16 protein-coding genes are annotated in these 12,915 nt (G+C 48.7%); 6 read left to right on the top strand and 10 right to left on the bottom strand.

Annotation, left to right across the window (positions count from 1 at the left end):
• Window positions 1-5: 5 nt before the first annotated feature.
• The 3 genes from torT to QL234_RS21465 all read right to left on the bottom strand — a co-directional run bounded on the left by torT (window position 6) and on the right by QL234_RS21465 (window position 2,854).
• Window positions 6-1,073 (bottom strand): TMAO reductase system periplasmic protein TorT, encoded by a 1,068-nt coding sequence (gene torT, locus QL234_RS21475; protein ID WP_281559815.1) that lies wholly within the window; start codon window positions 1,071-1,073, stop codon window positions 6-8.
• Window positions 1,074-1,166: 93 nt separating this feature from the next.
• A complete protein-coding gene (locus QL234_RS21470; protein ID WP_281559814.1) occupies window positions 1,167-2,174 on the bottom strand; it encodes a hypothetical protein in 1,008 nt (335 codons plus the stop codon).
• Window positions 2,153-2,854: a hypothetical protein gene (locus QL234_RS21465; protein WP_281559813.1), complete on the bottom strand. Its 702-nt coding sequence runs from the start codon at window positions 2,852-2,854 to the stop codon at window positions 2,153-2,155. Before QL234_RS21465 ends, QL234_RS21470 begins: the two co-directional genes overlap by 22 nt.
• Before the next feature lie 301 nt (window positions 2,855-3,155).
• Between QL234_RS21465 and QL234_RS21460 the strand changes: the two genes are divergently transcribed.
• The 6 genes from QL234_RS21460 (at window position 3,156) to QL234_RS21435 (ending at window position 7,563) form a co-directional block, all read left to right on the top strand.
• The gene (locus tag QL234_RS21460; RefSeq protein ID WP_281559885.1) at window positions 3,156-3,776 is read left to right on the top strand and encodes a dUTP diphosphatase; all 621 of its coding nucleotides are present in this window, start codon (window positions 3,156-3,158) and stop codon (window positions 3,774-3,776) included.
• Between the two features lie 146 nt (window positions 3,777-3,922).
• Entirely contained in the window at window positions 3,923-4,567 is a 645-nt protein-coding gene (locus QL234_RS21455) for a DUF2726 domain-containing protein (RefSeq protein WP_281559812.1), read from the top strand.
• 155 nt (window positions 4,568-4,722) lie between these two features.
• Window positions 4,723-5,433: a 5'-methylthioadenosine/S-adenosylhomocysteine nucleosidase gene (gene mtnN / locus QL234_RS21450; RefSeq protein ID WP_281559811.1), complete on the top strand. Its 711-nt coding sequence runs from the start codon at window positions 4,723-4,725 to the stop codon at window positions 5,431-5,433.
• 52 nt (window positions 5,434-5,485) lie between these two features.
• Window positions 5,486-6,451 (top strand): cobalamin biosynthesis protein, encoded by a 966-nt coding sequence (locus QL234_RS21445; RefSeq protein ID WP_281559810.1) that lies wholly within the window; start codon window positions 5,486-5,488, stop codon window positions 6,449-6,451.
• Window positions 6,452-6,494: 43 nt separating this feature from the next.
• A complete protein-coding gene (locus QL234_RS21440) occupies window positions 6,495-6,902 on the top strand; it encodes a rhodanese-like domain-containing protein (protein WP_281559809.1) in 408 nt (135 codons plus the stop codon).
• A 10-nt stretch (window positions 6,903-6,912) separates the two neighbouring features.
• A complete protein-coding gene (locus QL234_RS21435; protein ID WP_281559808.1) occupies window positions 6,913-7,563 on the top strand; it encodes a trimeric intracellular cation channel family protein in 651 nt (216 codons plus the stop codon).
• A gap of 19 nt (window positions 7,564-7,582) precedes the next feature.
• Here the strand turns inward: QL234_RS21435 and QL234_RS21430 are convergent, their stop codons facing one another.
• The 7 genes from QL234_RS21430 to QL234_RS21400 form a co-directional block, all read right to left on the bottom strand.
• Window positions 7,583-7,906: a ribonuclease E inhibitor RraB gene (locus QL234_RS21430; protein ID WP_281559807.1), complete on the bottom strand. Its 324-nt coding sequence runs from the start codon at window positions 7,904-7,906 to the stop codon at window positions 7,583-7,585.
• A gap of 106 nt (window positions 7,907-8,012) precedes the next feature.
• Window positions 8,013-8,570 carry a hypothetical protein gene (locus QL234_RS21425; protein WP_281559806.1) on the bottom strand — a complete coding sequence of 186 codons (558 nt, stop codon included), beginning with the start codon at window positions 8,568-8,570 and terminating at the stop codon, window positions 8,013-8,015.
• A gap of 23 nt (window positions 8,571-8,593) precedes the next feature.
• On the bottom strand, window positions 8,594-9,178 hold the full coding sequence (locus QL234_RS21420) for a DUF4136 domain-containing protein (RefSeq protein WP_281559805.1): 585 nt from the start codon (window positions 9,176-9,178) through the stop codon (window positions 8,594-8,596).
• Window positions 9,179-9,290: 112 nt separating this feature from the next.
• On the bottom strand, window positions 9,291-9,791 hold the full coding sequence (locus QL234_RS21415; protein WP_281559804.1) for a nitrous oxide reductase accessory protein NosL: 501 nt from the start codon (window positions 9,789-9,791) through the stop codon (window positions 9,291-9,293).
• Entirely contained in the window at window positions 9,788-10,606 is an 819-nt protein-coding gene (locus tag QL234_RS21410) for an ABC transporter permease subunit (protein ID WP_281559803.1), read from the bottom strand. Before QL234_RS21410 ends, QL234_RS21415 begins: the two co-directional genes overlap by 4 nt.
• Window positions 10,603-11,541: an ABC transporter ATP-binding protein gene (locus QL234_RS21405; protein ID WP_281559802.1), complete on the bottom strand. Its 939-nt coding sequence runs from the start codon at window positions 11,539-11,541 to the stop codon at window positions 10,603-10,605. The genes QL234_RS21410 and QL234_RS21405 overlap by 4 nt, the downstream gene beginning before the upstream one ends.
• Complete coding sequence (locus tag QL234_RS21400; RefSeq protein WP_281559801.1) at window positions 11,534-12,892, bottom strand: nitrous oxide reductase family maturation protein NosD; 1,359 nt, start codon at window positions 12,890-12,892, stop codon at window positions 11,534-11,536. Before QL234_RS21400 ends, QL234_RS21405 begins: the two co-directional genes overlap by 8 nt.
• Window positions 12,893-12,915 lie beyond the last annotated feature (23 nt).

Below are 12,915 nucleotides of genomic sequence, written 5' to 3'. Positions count from 1 at the left end.
GAGTTTTAATTCACTTCTAAAATTTCTTTGTAACCATAAGGGGCAAAGACATCGATATAGTCAAAATCATCTATGGTATCCCGGGTGAGTATTTTAAGTTTAGGGGTGACTTCATGATAATGAAGTTTTTTTTCCAATAACTTTACCGCCATATCTATGGCAAGCTTACCTTGAAGCACCGGAGATGCGGTGATGGCCCCGCTGACGGTGCCGCGTTTCATTTCCCGGTAAACCTGGGCCGTCAGGTTTAAAGACAGCAAAGCCACCTCCTCCTCCAGCGACATACGTTTAAGCAGATCACTGGCAATTTCCGCGACATAGCCCGAGGTCACCAGCACATCCAGATCCAGGTTACGGTTGAGAAAATGTGACAAGGCCTGCTGCACTTCCTCATATTCATGCCGGGTATAATGCATCCCGAGCAAGGTTATTTTCTCCCGCTGATATTGGGCCAAAAAGCCCTGTTGATATTGCTGGGCAAGCACGGAATCTTCCGGTCCGGGAAACAGGCCGACCTTTAACTTATCCACCGCCTGTTCGCTTACTTGCCGGTTAAGGTAGCCGGCAAGCAATTTACCGCTTTCACTTGCCTGGGGAATGACATTGGCATTAATGAAGACATTTTTGACCGGGTAACCCAAGGCAATGATGGGCACATTAAAGACCTTGCCTTTGTCGGACTGATCATAGACCCCGCCAAGGATAATAGCCTGGCTCGACTTTCGGCACAGATCCAGATAGGCCCGCTGCTTGTCATCACCGGCAAGCGCACCTATCTGAAAGATCTTCAAGCTTATGCCCAGCTTACGCGCCTGTTTGCTTAAACCATAATTAATGGAAAACCAATAAGAAGTATCCAGCACAGGCACTATCGCACAAAGCCGCCAGGGTTTCCTGGCCCCCTTTAACCAGGCATAGCTCATGTCTTCATCGAATTTCCCATCAAGCAGCAGCTCGGGTGCAAGTTTGGCCTCAAAGGCCAGCCCCCGGGGAAAGCAGCAAAAAAGCGATAAAAGAAGCATCAGCTTTACCGCCCGCGGGTAAAAACCGGTTACCCCTCCTGAGAGACCCATAAAGACATTTCCCTTCAACTATTTGTATTAATTATTACCCTTAGCTTTAAAAAGACAAGAACAGACAAGTTATGCTTGCGGGGAGAAAATGATTTAGTTGATCACATCATCAACCTGGGACAATAAGCTTTTCCGATATTGAATACTTCTTTTATTAAGAATAGTGACATTAACGATTTGTTTTACCGATAAGGGGTGTTCGATGCCTTGATCAACGATGCGCCAGTTATTTTCCATAATTTCCAGTAAGACCGATGACGCCTGTACCCCGAGACCATAATGATCGGGCACTATCGCAAAGGAGCCCAGGTTCAATTTAGTCGCCAGCAAAGATTTTATGCCGACGATCACCGGCAGCTTCGAACGGGTGATCAAAGGCAGCCAGGCTTTTTTCAGCGCCTTTTGATTGATCAACTGGTTATCATTAAGCAACCAGATAACATCAACCCCCTGGTTGATTAATCCCTGCAACTGGTGTTTTATTTTCCGGTTCATATTACGGTCTTTATTGGGCAGTTTTCCCCCAACCAGTTCTATGCCTTCCGCCCGGCAGTAAGCGACATTTTCATCAAAAATATCCTGCATCCAGCTGCGGTATACCACCCCAACTTTTTTGATTTCTTTCTTCATCAACAAACGCATATTCACCACACTGGTCACCAGGGGGATTTCATAGCGGATACCCGTGGCATTTTTGATAAAGGGAATAAACTTATCGACAAATAAAGCGGCCAGGGCAATGCTGGGAGGAAACTCCCGGTCGGGAAATGCCTGCTGGTATTTGGTATAAAGATTGACTGAGCTATTGCCGATTAACACTATCACTTTCGGCTGGTGCTTTTTAATCTGCTTGGCGACATCGCCAACCCGGGTCCCGGCATCAACAACCAACTCGCTAAAACTGATATCCCCTTCCAGATCATCCGACATACCACTGACCACTTCGCTAAAATCATTACCCGGAGCCCGTAATACCAAGGCAGTATTAGCAAAAGCCAGCTTGGTATTTACCAATACCAAAACCAGCAAGAGTAATTTTACCCATGCCGCTTTTTCTAATATCATGCTGTTTAATAGCGTCACTTTGACATCGCCAGCCATTGGTCTACTCCCAGCGTGGAATTTATCTTATCGTCAAAACGGCTGACACAACGCAGCAGTTTTTCTTTAGCGTTAGCACCGCTCAGGGCAAGGTTCACCAGGCTCATGGTTAAATTGGAAGAACTTGCCACCAGGTTCAGGTTAGATTTTGCTTTTAATTGCAAGAAATGACTTTCAGACACCAGCACCGCCTCTACCGAGCCAAACGTCAGCAGCGGCAGTAAATCTTCTGTTTTCGTGACCCTTTTAAGTTTCACCGCCACCGGAAAGATACCGGCAATAAACTCTCCCATGGGTTTACGCCCCAAAAGATCCACCACCCCTATTTTCTTCTGTGCAATATCCTGCATAGTCAACGGGCGACCAACCGAAACAATCACGTATTTCTCCCGGGTTTGACCATTTTTCGCCCCCTTTAATACCGGGTCAAAAGACCCCAGGCGCTCAATAATAGGCATAAGAGAAAGTACTGCGCTCGGGGGAGTATTTTTGATCTGTCGGCGAAAATCCTTACCACGTCCGAAAACCGTCACCTCTAACTCGGGACATATTTGTGAAATTTGCTGTTGCATCACTTTCGCCCTGACCTGGGTGGGAAGAAAAACAAATAAGGATTCAGCCTGGACAACAGAGGAAAAGGTTAGGGTGAAAATAAGAAAAATGGCTTGTTTGCTGTGCATCACGAATATCGCAAAACTCCGGTTACTGATATCAGCAACTTATGGATAAACCAACAGCAAGCGATATCAAACGAACCTCAGCCATGAATTGACTGTTAACAAAAATAGCATTGCTAAGTATAGCACTCAGTTATCGGATAACAGACAGCCAGGCACTTTCTGTCCCCGGTGAGTAAAAATAAGCCCCGGACACAAGTTTTATGGCGTCAAAAACTCACTTCCCCTTGTCAGCTCAGCTCAGCTGCGGCACACTAAGCCACTTGAAAATCTTAGCCAAGCAATAGAGAACCCCATGAGCGAAATAACTGTGGTACAACACCAAATCAGTCAAATGTTAACGATGCAGGACGCGATGAATTCCCGCGTCAGCGAAACCTGGCGCGACAATAATTATGAGTGGTACCGGGCGATTTGGGTGGAATGTGCAGAAATGCTTGATCACCACGGCTGGAAATGGTGGAAACACCAGGAAATTGATGTGGCCCAGGTACAATTGGAACTGGTGGATATTTTTCATTTTGGCCTGAGCCTGCGCCTGATGTCCGGCAAGGATATTGCTGACATCAGCACAGAGCTGGCACAGGAACTGATCAAAGGCAGCCCGGAAACCGACTTTAAACTGGCCCTGGAAAAACTCGCCTCGGCAGCGGTCACCGACAAGCGCTTTGATGCTGTCGCCCTTGCCGATTGCATGCGCTTGATGGACATGGATATCGACGAGTTGTTCCGTCAATATGTTGGCAAGAATACCCTTAATTTCTTCCGTCAGGATCACGGCTACAAAGAAGGCAGTTATATTAAGGTATGGCACGGCGAAGAAGACAATGAAGTGCTGGCAACCCTGGTCAACAGCCTCAACAGTCAAAGCGACAATTTCCAGGCAGATTTATACCAGGCACTTGAGCAAAAATACCCCGGCTAGCGGCCACAGGCCTGATCAGGCCTGAAACCCTGTTTCTGCTTTGGGATTCATCCCTTTTATAGATCTCTGGCACAAATTCTGCTTATACATAAACAAAGTGTAGACCCTGTAGCAAGCGTCAAGAATTTGAATTGCCGGAGATGTATATGGAACTTATCCTATTAGCCATGATCAGCCTTATTGTTATTGTTGCCATGTTAGCAAGCCGACTAACCGACAATAGCTTTCCTTTTCCCTTTGACAGTAAACCTGTGATCTTCACCCCGGCAGAAAAAAACTTTCAGAACCTGGTGGAAAAGGCCTTGGGACCTAAATACCGGGTAATTAACCGGGTCAAGTTATCGGATATCGTTTCTATCCGTAACGGCGTCTCCAACCGCGCCAGCCAGACCGCCGTCAATAATGCCGCCAACAAATACCTGGATTTTATTATTTGCGACCGCGACAGCATGAAACTGCTCGGTACCATAGACCTGGTGGATACCCAGGGCAAAGGTTATAAAGTGAAAAAAGACTGGTTTGTCAGCGGTGCACTTGAAGCCGCTTCTATCCCCCATATCCGCATCAAGGTTAAAGGCAGTTATAGCCTGGATGAGATCCGCGCCTGTATTAACAGCCGCATCTTAGGTAACCAGGCGCCGACGCCGAAAATGCGCGGCCGGGTGATCCCTGCGCCTATGGTTAAAGCCAGACCTAAAAATACCGGGGTGATCACCTCAGCAGCAGCCCAGGCAAAAGTCCAGAATGCAGGACAAATATCGGCGCCGCAAGTGGCCGCCCTGCCCCACTAAGGATAATCGACGCCCCCTGAGCAATCCGGTCATGTAGCTTGCCGGATTGCTGTCAATTTTTTGCCTTTCCCCGGCAGTGAAAATCAGCAGATTTTTCAAACCAGCCAAGTTATAATTCTGCCACTAACCTCTTAATAATCCGGATGGAATTAAAAATGAAAGCAGGCATTATTGGCGCTATGGAGCCAGAAGTCGCGATATTAAAAGCCAAACTCAGCAACTGTCAAACCGTGGAACACGCTGGCTATCAGTTTTTCCAGGGACAGCTTAACGGCACAGACGTCGTCATCGTACAGTCCGGCATAGGTAAAGTTGCCGCCGCCCTGGCCACCGCGTTGTTAATTGATAAGTTCCAACCGGATTATGTGGTAAATACCGGCTCCGCCGGCGGTTTCGACCAGTCCCTGAAAGTAGGCGATATCGTGATCAGCTCAGAAGTACGTTATCACGACGTTAACCTGACGGCTTTCGGTTATGAAGTTGGCCAGTTACCGTCAAACCCCGCCGCTTATATCCCGCATCCTGTCCTGGTTGAAGCGGCAAAAACCGGCATTGAAGCCTTAACGGATATTCAAACCCTGGTCGGCTTAATTACCACCGGCGATACCTTTATGACTGCCGAAGAAGATATTGCCAAAGCCAGGGCCAACTTCCCGCAAATGGCGGCGGTAGAAATGGAAGGGGCGGCCATCGCCCACACCTGCCGACAATTTGATACCCCTTTTGTCGTGATCCGCTCGATGTCGGACATTGCCGGTAAAGAATCACCGACTTCTTTTGAAGCCTACCTGGAAACCGCCTCGGTCAATTCTTCGCAAATGGTGATGAATATGCTTGAAGCGTTAAAAGATAAAACATTAACTTAATCTTTAAACAAGCCTGAATTCAGGCTAACTCTTAGGAGAGCCCGGCGCCACTATGATGAATTTCCCGGAAATAACCGGCCTTAGTTTTTCGGTATTATTACTTTTTAGTGTGTTACTGGTGAAATTCATCGTGACCCGGTTCTCGGATCCCCGGCCGCTGCATTATTTTCGTTTTTATTGCCAGCGCTTGTCGGACAAGGTTAACAAAAGCAGCAACAGCCAAAACCAACAAAGTATTGCCGGCTTGGTCGCCATCCTGGTCACCCTGAGTCCCTTACTGGTGATCTTATGGTTATTTGAGGCCTTTATCGAAGTGCCCTGGTTATGGCAGGGTTTGCTGCTTTATCTGGCCTTAGGCTCGTTAAGTCAGGGAGAAACCAGCCTTAGCGTGGCCAAAGCCCTGACAGCACAACAAAAATACCTGGCACGGGAAACCCTGACCCCCTGGTTGTTACGGGATACCCAGCAGTTATCCCCTATGGGACTGGCAAAAGCCTGCATCGAAAGCCAACTATTACATCACTGCGCCCTGCTTTTTACCGTGAGCTTTTTTTTCCTCATCGGCGGAGGACTTGCCGCCATCGCCTACCGGTTATTGCTGGAAATGCATTTTAGCTGGAATGTCAAACGACAGCGCTTCCTGCATTTTGGCCAATCAGCCGATCAGCTGGTAAAAATGTTGCAGTGGCTGCCCGTCAGGCTGTTTGTGTTGTTATTGTTGCTCTTTACCTCGGGTAAAAACCTGGTGTTATTTACCCGCTTGCTGCGGCCATATTTTTTCAGGTTAAACAACGATCTGCTGATCTATTGTTTTGCCCTCACCTTAGGCATAAAATTAGGTGGGGTAGCCAGCTATGATCAACAAAAACTGCGCAGACCGGCCTTTAATGATCCCGGCAGGCAACCAGAGCCGGCCGATATTATTCACGCCGGTAAACGGATAAAACAGCTAAGTGTTATCTGCAGCTTTTTCCTGTTGTTTACTGTCGTTTTGCTGCTGGCAATGCCCAAGGTTTAATCACACAATAACAATTAACTGCCACTTATTGATCGAGGTTATTATGAACAGCTCCAAGTGTTTGCTTCACGGCCTGACCGCCCTGTTATTCACGCTTTCCAGCCAGGTATTTGCCTTTGAAACCCAGCAGGTTTCCCAGGCGCAGCTGATGAGTTTATTAGCCGCCCCTAAAGCCCCTGAATTTATCGTTTTAGACGTACGCAGCCAGGAAGAGTTTGCCCAGGGACATATCACGGGTGCCGTTAACATCAGCCACGATACTTTAGCGGAAAAAATGACGAAAATAAGCCGCTATAAAGATGCCAAAGTTATTGTACATTGCCGCTCCGGCAGACGGGCAGCCATTGCCGAATCATTATTGATCGAGCAGGGCTTTACCGGCGTTCGCCACCTGAGCGGCGATATTAAAGGCTGGCAACAAGCCGGGCTGCCGCTGGTGAGAACGCCCTAAATATAACCCTATGACGGAACTGCTGTACTACCTGGATCTTTTCGGCGTTGTGGTGTTCGCCCTTTCCGGGGCATTAATGGCCGGGCGTTATAAACTCGACCCTTTCGGGGTCGTAGTACTGGCCTCGGTCACCGCAGTAGGCGGCGGCACCATACGGGATGTGATCCTGGGGGCCTATCCGGTATTCTGGGTCGCCAATCCGGTTTATCTCTGGCTGATTTTGATCACCGCCATCCTGACCATATTGATCGTCAGACGGCCCAAGCGTATCCCTAAACGTTTTTTGTTAATTGCCGACGCCTTTGGCCTGGCATTATTTGCGGTATTGGGCACTGCCAAAGCCTTATCGCTGAGTGCCCCTATGCCGGTGGCTATCGTGATGGGCACCTTAACCGGTGTTGCCGGCGGTATGATCCGGGACGTACTGTGTAATGTGATTCCCATGATATTACGCCAGGAAATATACGCCACCGCCGCCATGCTCGGCAGCTGCCTCTATGTGGCGCTGGATTATTTTGCTTTTGGCCAGAATACCAGTTTGATCCTGGCCATTAGCGGCGCCCTGACCCTGCGCCTGGCGGCCATTTACTGGCAGGTCTCTTTACCGGCTTTTCACATCTCAGAAAAAGAGGCTGATAAAGAAGAAAAAGAGAATAACTAATGGCCCGAAAGAAGAAAGATTAAGCTTCTATGCCCCAGCCGTCGTTATAACCGTCAAACTTGGCGGCAATACTTTCAAACTGCTGTTCGCGCGCGACCACATCTTCATAGGCGGGCACCATAGACACAGTGCAGTCCAGATCCCAGACATTCGGGGTTTCATCCGGGTGCAGGCTGATACTCACTTCCGGCATAGTTTCTTGAATAAAATCCGCCATCGCCTTGGCCTGGGCCTGCTGCTCAAATAACTGGAAAAAAACCACCTCATGGCTAACACTCAGGTCAATCCCCGCCTGGTGCATTTCGGCCAATACCTGGCCGGTATCATCGTCTGGAAAATTCATGTTTACTTCATTCTAAAGTCAAATTAATGGACGCTATTATAGCCCTAAGCCGATGCAAAGTGCATATTTCCTTTTGAACCAGTTTGATAGCAGAGCAGATAAGCGTTTATAAGGCAGGATTACCGACTTGTTCGCTACAACGATAATCACGGCAAACCGCCTTGATATCTTTAGCCACCAGACAGATATCCGGCGTGTCGGCCCCGACTCCGCCGGGGTGTAACGCCGATATTTTCGCTAATATCGCCGCCCCTCGGGTATTTACCGACAACCAGCAACCGGCCCCTTTGTGGTCAAGGTTAAACAACAAGCATTGCTGGTCCGACTCGCAACTTGAATGCTCCCTGGCCACCCGGGCCATAGAAGCCAGTATCGGCGTATTGGTATCTGCTTTATCTTCCGCTTCCTCCAGGCGATAAGCAACAGTCTCTTGCCGATCAACTTCCTCATAAGGCTCAAGAACAAACATTTCTCTCTGGCCATTCGCTTTCCTGGCCTGCTCCTTTAAGGCTTTTTCCTTTAAAGCACGGGCCCGTTGCTGATCCAGCTCCTGCTTAAGGGCAGTGGTTTGTGCCTCATTTTCTTTTAGCAGATAACCTAAGGCTAACAAGATCACCATAAAACCAAAAATCACCACCAACAAACTGGTTAACCATTTGAGCATAACTTTACCTCATGCCAGATAAATCAGGCGGATTTTCCCGGATATTGCGCCAACATCAGAGCGATCGCTGTCTGGATTTTTTCCTGCACCTTGCGACTGTTATCTTCGGCCTTAATTTTTACCGGATAGATACTGCGCCACACCGAGCGCTGGTTATCGGGGTCGAGCAGATCAAGGATCAAAGTGCCGACATCAAGTCGCCGCAATTTTCTCGAACCGGGATCTGAGCCGGATTTCAGGCAATATTCACAATATTTCACCCCGAGGTTATAACGTTTTAACGCCTGGTGATTGACGCCAATTTGAAATGGCCCATGAGACTTTCCCTGGACCAGATGATAGGCAACCACAAGATCCGACTGACGAGCCTCAGTGTAGTGAAATCCCGAATCATCCAGCACCTGCTCCAGCGCCAACTCGATATTATTACGCATCACATCGCTGATGTTTTGCTCTTCGTTCGCCGCCGAGTCGCGGGGCAAAAAGGAATAGGCCCGGACACTGCCAAAATCAAATTTTTCCTGATAACGAACCCCGGCGCTTTTTTGCAGCGAGCAGCCGGTCAAAAATAAAATTAATATCCCGACAATAAGAGGGTGCAACGACATATCCTGAGCCAAAGAAAGATCTTAGTAAATAAGCCTAGCCTAACCTTAACAGAGAAAATTACAAGAGGGGGCCGGCAAGCATTTGGTTTGCTATCCACTTCCCGGCAAGCGATCACATCAAAACGGCTAACTTGACCTGTTCAAAGTTAATGACCTTACCGCCGTATTCTTTGGCAAAAGCCCGGGCATCTTGCTGCTTGCTGAAACTGGCCAAAGTTTTGCCCATGGCGCCGGTCTTGTTTGAACCGGCAACAAACCAGGCACTTTTGGCATCGATAAAATAACCGTCATCCGGGGCTTCCCAGGGCATTTTACTCATATCATGAACATACATAACGCTGACATTACGCTGGTTTTCCGGATCCAGATAATAACTGAACATATCCCGGGTGGAGCAAAACTTATGCACGGTATTTTGCTGTTCCTTGCGGTATAACTCCCCCTTGGGGCCGGCAAAATTAGAGATGATCATGCCGCATAAATGGCACTCCTCGCCACTTTCAATCGCCACCGCCTTTTGCACCATGGCCAGCTGCTTATCATCCCCGCCGCACGAGGCCAGCAAAAACAGGGACAAGCATACCGATAAACAAGAGGTAAATAATTTTTTCATAATTTCTTTTTCCTAAAAATAGCAATCGCCACAGATAACGGCAGTACCACCCAAAGCAATAACAGGCTGAACAAGACCCCCTGTCCCATACTGGCATTGATCGCCACAGCCAGTACCCCGTTAACATCCGTGCTGTCCAGGCCCGCCAGATTCACCAGGCGGAAAATATCCGAAGGGTTAAGCATCATCAGCTGGGTCAGACCCTGCTGACTTAAGCCGTCTTCGATGCCCACCAACAGCGCCAGCATCACCAGATCAAAAGCCAGGGCAAATAGAAACCAGACAATAAGCGCCAATCCGGCGGCTTTGGATTTTTCACTCACCAGTAAACTTAAGATATAGGCAATGGCGGTAAAACTCAGGCCGAGCAAAATCGCACTGGTGATAAATACGGCAAAGGTTGCCACCAGCTCGCTGCTGCCGAGATTCATATACAGCAGCACCGCCGAGGTACCGAACCCTAAAAAAGTGGCCAGGGCGATGATACTGCCTTGCCCGAGAAATTTACCCAGCAATAACTGGCTTTTACTTAGCGGATAGGTCAGCAGCAATAATAAGGTGCCGCCTTCCTGTTCGCCGACAAAACTGTCATAACTGACCAGTAAGGCAATCAGCGGAATTAAAAACACCGCCAAGCTGGATAAACTGGCCACGGTTGTCGATAACGATGTGACCCCTGTGGTACCGGAGGCTGCGGCGCCAAAATAAGTTAAGCCCACAGATAACAGCGCAAAAATTAAGGTGATGGAAATAAACCAGCGGTTTCTTAAGCCGTCATGGAATTCTTTGTTGGCTACGGTAAATATTTGTCTCATGACCGCTTCTCTCCACTGGTTAGCTTATGGGCGCCGCTTAAATAATGTTGATACACCTGCTCCAGGCTGGCGGCTTCCACCTTAACATCGGTTAAATGCTCATAAGCGAGTAATTGCCTGAGGATCGCCAGTTTTTCCTGCTCCGGCACATATAAGGTCTGGTTATTATCCCCGGCCTGATCGGATAAATAAGACATCAGTTTGGCATCCTCGCGTACGGCGCCGTTAAGTCCGCAAGGCTTAATGGCCACCGGCAAATCGGCATCACGGCGTAGCTGGGCCAGGGTGCCCATGGCCAGCATTTTACCCGATGACAAGATGATCGCCCGGTCAATATGCTGTTCAACCCCGGGCAGCACATGGGAGCATAAGATAATGCTTGTACCCTGGTTTTTCAGTTGGTCCACCGTCTGGTAAAACTCCGCGGTGGCAATGGGATCTAAACCGACGGTTGGTTCATCCAGCAATAATAACTTAGGCGCGCCGATAAACGCCTGGGCCAGGCCCAAACGCTGGCGCATACCTTTGGAATAGGTTTTCACCTGGCGTTTCATCGCATGGGTAATACCCACTTGTTCGATTAACGCCAGGGCGTCTTTTTTATCCAGGCCTTTGAGCCGTGCGAAATAGGTCAGCACTTCCAGCCCGGTCAGGTGCTCATAAAAACTGACATTTTCCGGCAGGTAACCCACCTTGGCGCGGCTGTGCCAGGCAGCTTTTGAGTCCGGCGCCATGCCCATGACCTGTACCTGACCCTTGCTTGGGGAAATGACCCCGAGGATCAGCTTCATCATGGTGGTTTTACCGGCGCCGTTATGGCCGAACAACCCCAGGACTTCTCCCTGGTGCAGCTCCATGGAGACATTGTCCAGTGCGGTGAGTTTGGGATAGCTTTTGCTGACCCCGGATAAAGAAACCAGTGGTGCTTTATTCATAAGAATTATTTCCTGATGCCGCAACGGCAAGCTGCGGCGATGTTGCATCTGAGTCGGTTACCTGGCGATCCTTTGCTGGCACCGGCGGTAACATTAACGGAAAACTGTCTTTAATCCCCGGCGGCTTTAATACCGGAAACTGGCGCTGTACCCAACGCAAAATCAACACCGCCGGACTGTCCATCAGGATCTTCATTTCCGGATATTGCCAGATCAGTTTATCGATGCCGTCGTTAGGCTCAAACACGGTATCGCCGATATTGTCGCCGTCCATATCCCAGCCGAGATAATTACTCCAGAAATTCCCCTGGCCTTCCAGGCTCCATTCCTGCTTTTTATTGGAGACATATTTCACCTGGGTCGGATTATCAATAAAGCTGTTGCCGTACACCTTAGTGTTTTCCGAACCCGCGGTGAGATGAATACCGATTTCCGCCGATTCGACCTTATTGCCCGAGATGGTATTGTAGGCAGAGTTATAAACAAACAGACCTTTGCCGTCCCGTCCCAACACCTTGTTTTCCGGCTTGGTCCAAACTTTCTCGATAACATTGTTTTTAATGTGCGAAGAGGTAATAAAATTCATCAAAAAACCGTAATCTTCGCTGTCGCGGCTGGTATTGCCCAGCACCTCCAAGTTGCGGGAGCTCATCAGGGCATATCCCGCCCGGGTCCTATACGCCAGGTTGTTAATCACCTTATTGCTGTGGGAATACATATAATGCACGCCGTAACGCAGGTCATGCATGGTATTGCCTATGATCAGGTTATCCTGGCTGGAAATAATATAAAGGCCGTCACGGGTATGAAAGATGGTATTGCCACGCACTTCGGCATGTTTGATGGAAGAGAGCTGGATACCATTGCCCCGGTCCGCCGAGCGTATGCCCGGGTTACCTTCAACGGTATTGTTCAACACGCTAAGATACTCGCTTTTTTGCAGCCACATGCCAAAACCGTCGCCTTTTAAGCGGTTGTTAGCAATGGTTAACTTATTAGTGGCCTTGTCGGAATAAATACCGGCGTTCTGGGCGGTAAGATCGTCTCCCCAATTGATAATGGACAAATTTTCTATGGTGATGCCGGAGCTTTTAATGGTGATGGCATTGCCCTGTCCGCCGGCGTCGATCACCGCACCTTCAACTCCCGACAGGCGGATCGCTTTTTCAATAATAAAATTGCCGCTATAGCTACCCGGGGCCAACAGCAAAACATCACCGTCAGCACTCAAGTCCAGTTGCTGCTGTAAATTGTCCCCTGGCGATAAGCGCCATTCTTTCGCTATCGCCCCTTGCCCTGACAGTAAAGGCATCAGGAGTGTAAGCAGGAAATAAATCATTTTTTTACTCATGCTGTCCCTGTTTATAAGTAAAA

The sequence above is a fragment of the Thalassomonas sp. RHCl1 genome (genome assembly GCF_947387555.1).
Classification (GTDB): domain Bacteria; phylum Pseudomonadota; class Gammaproteobacteria; order Enterobacterales; family Alteromonadaceae; genus Thalassomonas.
This window is presented reverse-complemented; position numbering and strand designations above follow the sequence as displayed.

Coding starts and splice junctions, on each gene's coding strand:
- torT (WP_281559815.1), bottom strand. CDS start 1,073: ATGGGTCTCTCAGGAGGGGTAACCGGTTTTTACCCGCGGGCGGTAAAG.
- QL234_RS21470 (WP_281559814.1), bottom strand. CDS start 2,174: ATGGCTGGCGATGTCAAAGTGACGCTATTAAACAGCATGATATTAGAA.
- QL234_RS21465 (WP_281559813.1), bottom strand. CDS start 2,854: ATGCACAGCAAACAAGCCATTTTTCTTATTTTCACCCTAACCTTTTCC.
- QL234_RS21455 (WP_281559812.1), top strand. CDS start 3,923: ATGGAACTTATCCTATTAGCCATGATCAGCCTTATTGTTATTGTTGCC.
- mtnN (WP_281559811.1), top strand. CDS start 4,723: ATGAAAGCAGGCATTATTGGCGCTATGGAGCCAGAAGTCGCGATATTA.
- QL234_RS21445 (WP_281559810.1), top strand. CDS start 5,486: ATGATGAATTTCCCGGAAATAACCGGCCTTAGTTTTTCGGTATTATTA.
- QL234_RS21440 (WP_281559809.1), top strand. CDS start 6,495: ATGAACAGCTCCAAGTGTTTGCTTCACGGCCTGACCGCCCTGTTATTC.
- QL234_RS21435 (WP_281559808.1), top strand. CDS start 6,913: ATGACGGAACTGCTGTACTACCTGGATCTTTTCGGCGTTGTGGTGTTC.
- QL234_RS21430 (WP_281559807.1), bottom strand. CDS start 7,906: ATGAATTTTCCAGACGATGATACCGGCCAGGTATTGGCCGAAATGCAC.
- QL234_RS21425 (WP_281559806.1), bottom strand. CDS start 8,570: ATGCTCAAATGGTTAACCAGTTTGTTGGTGGTGATTTTTGGTTTTATG.
- QL234_RS21420 (WP_281559805.1), bottom strand. CDS start 9,178: ATGTCGTTGCACCCTCTTATTGTCGGGATATTAATTTTATTTTTGACC.
- QL234_RS21415 (WP_281559804.1), bottom strand. CDS start 9,791: ATGAAAAAATTATTTACCTCTTGTTTATCGGTATGCTTGTCCCTGTTT.
- QL234_RS21410 (WP_281559803.1), bottom strand. CDS start 10,606: ATGAGACAAATATTTACCGTAGCCAACAAAGAATTCCATGACGGCTTA.
- QL234_RS21405 (WP_281559802.1), bottom strand. CDS start 11,541: ATGAATAAAGCACCACTGGTTTCTTTATCCGGGGTCAGCAAAAGCTAT.
- QL234_RS21400 (WP_281559801.1), bottom strand. CDS start 12,892: ATGAGTAAAAAAATGATTTATTTCCTGCTTACACTCCTGATGCCTTTA.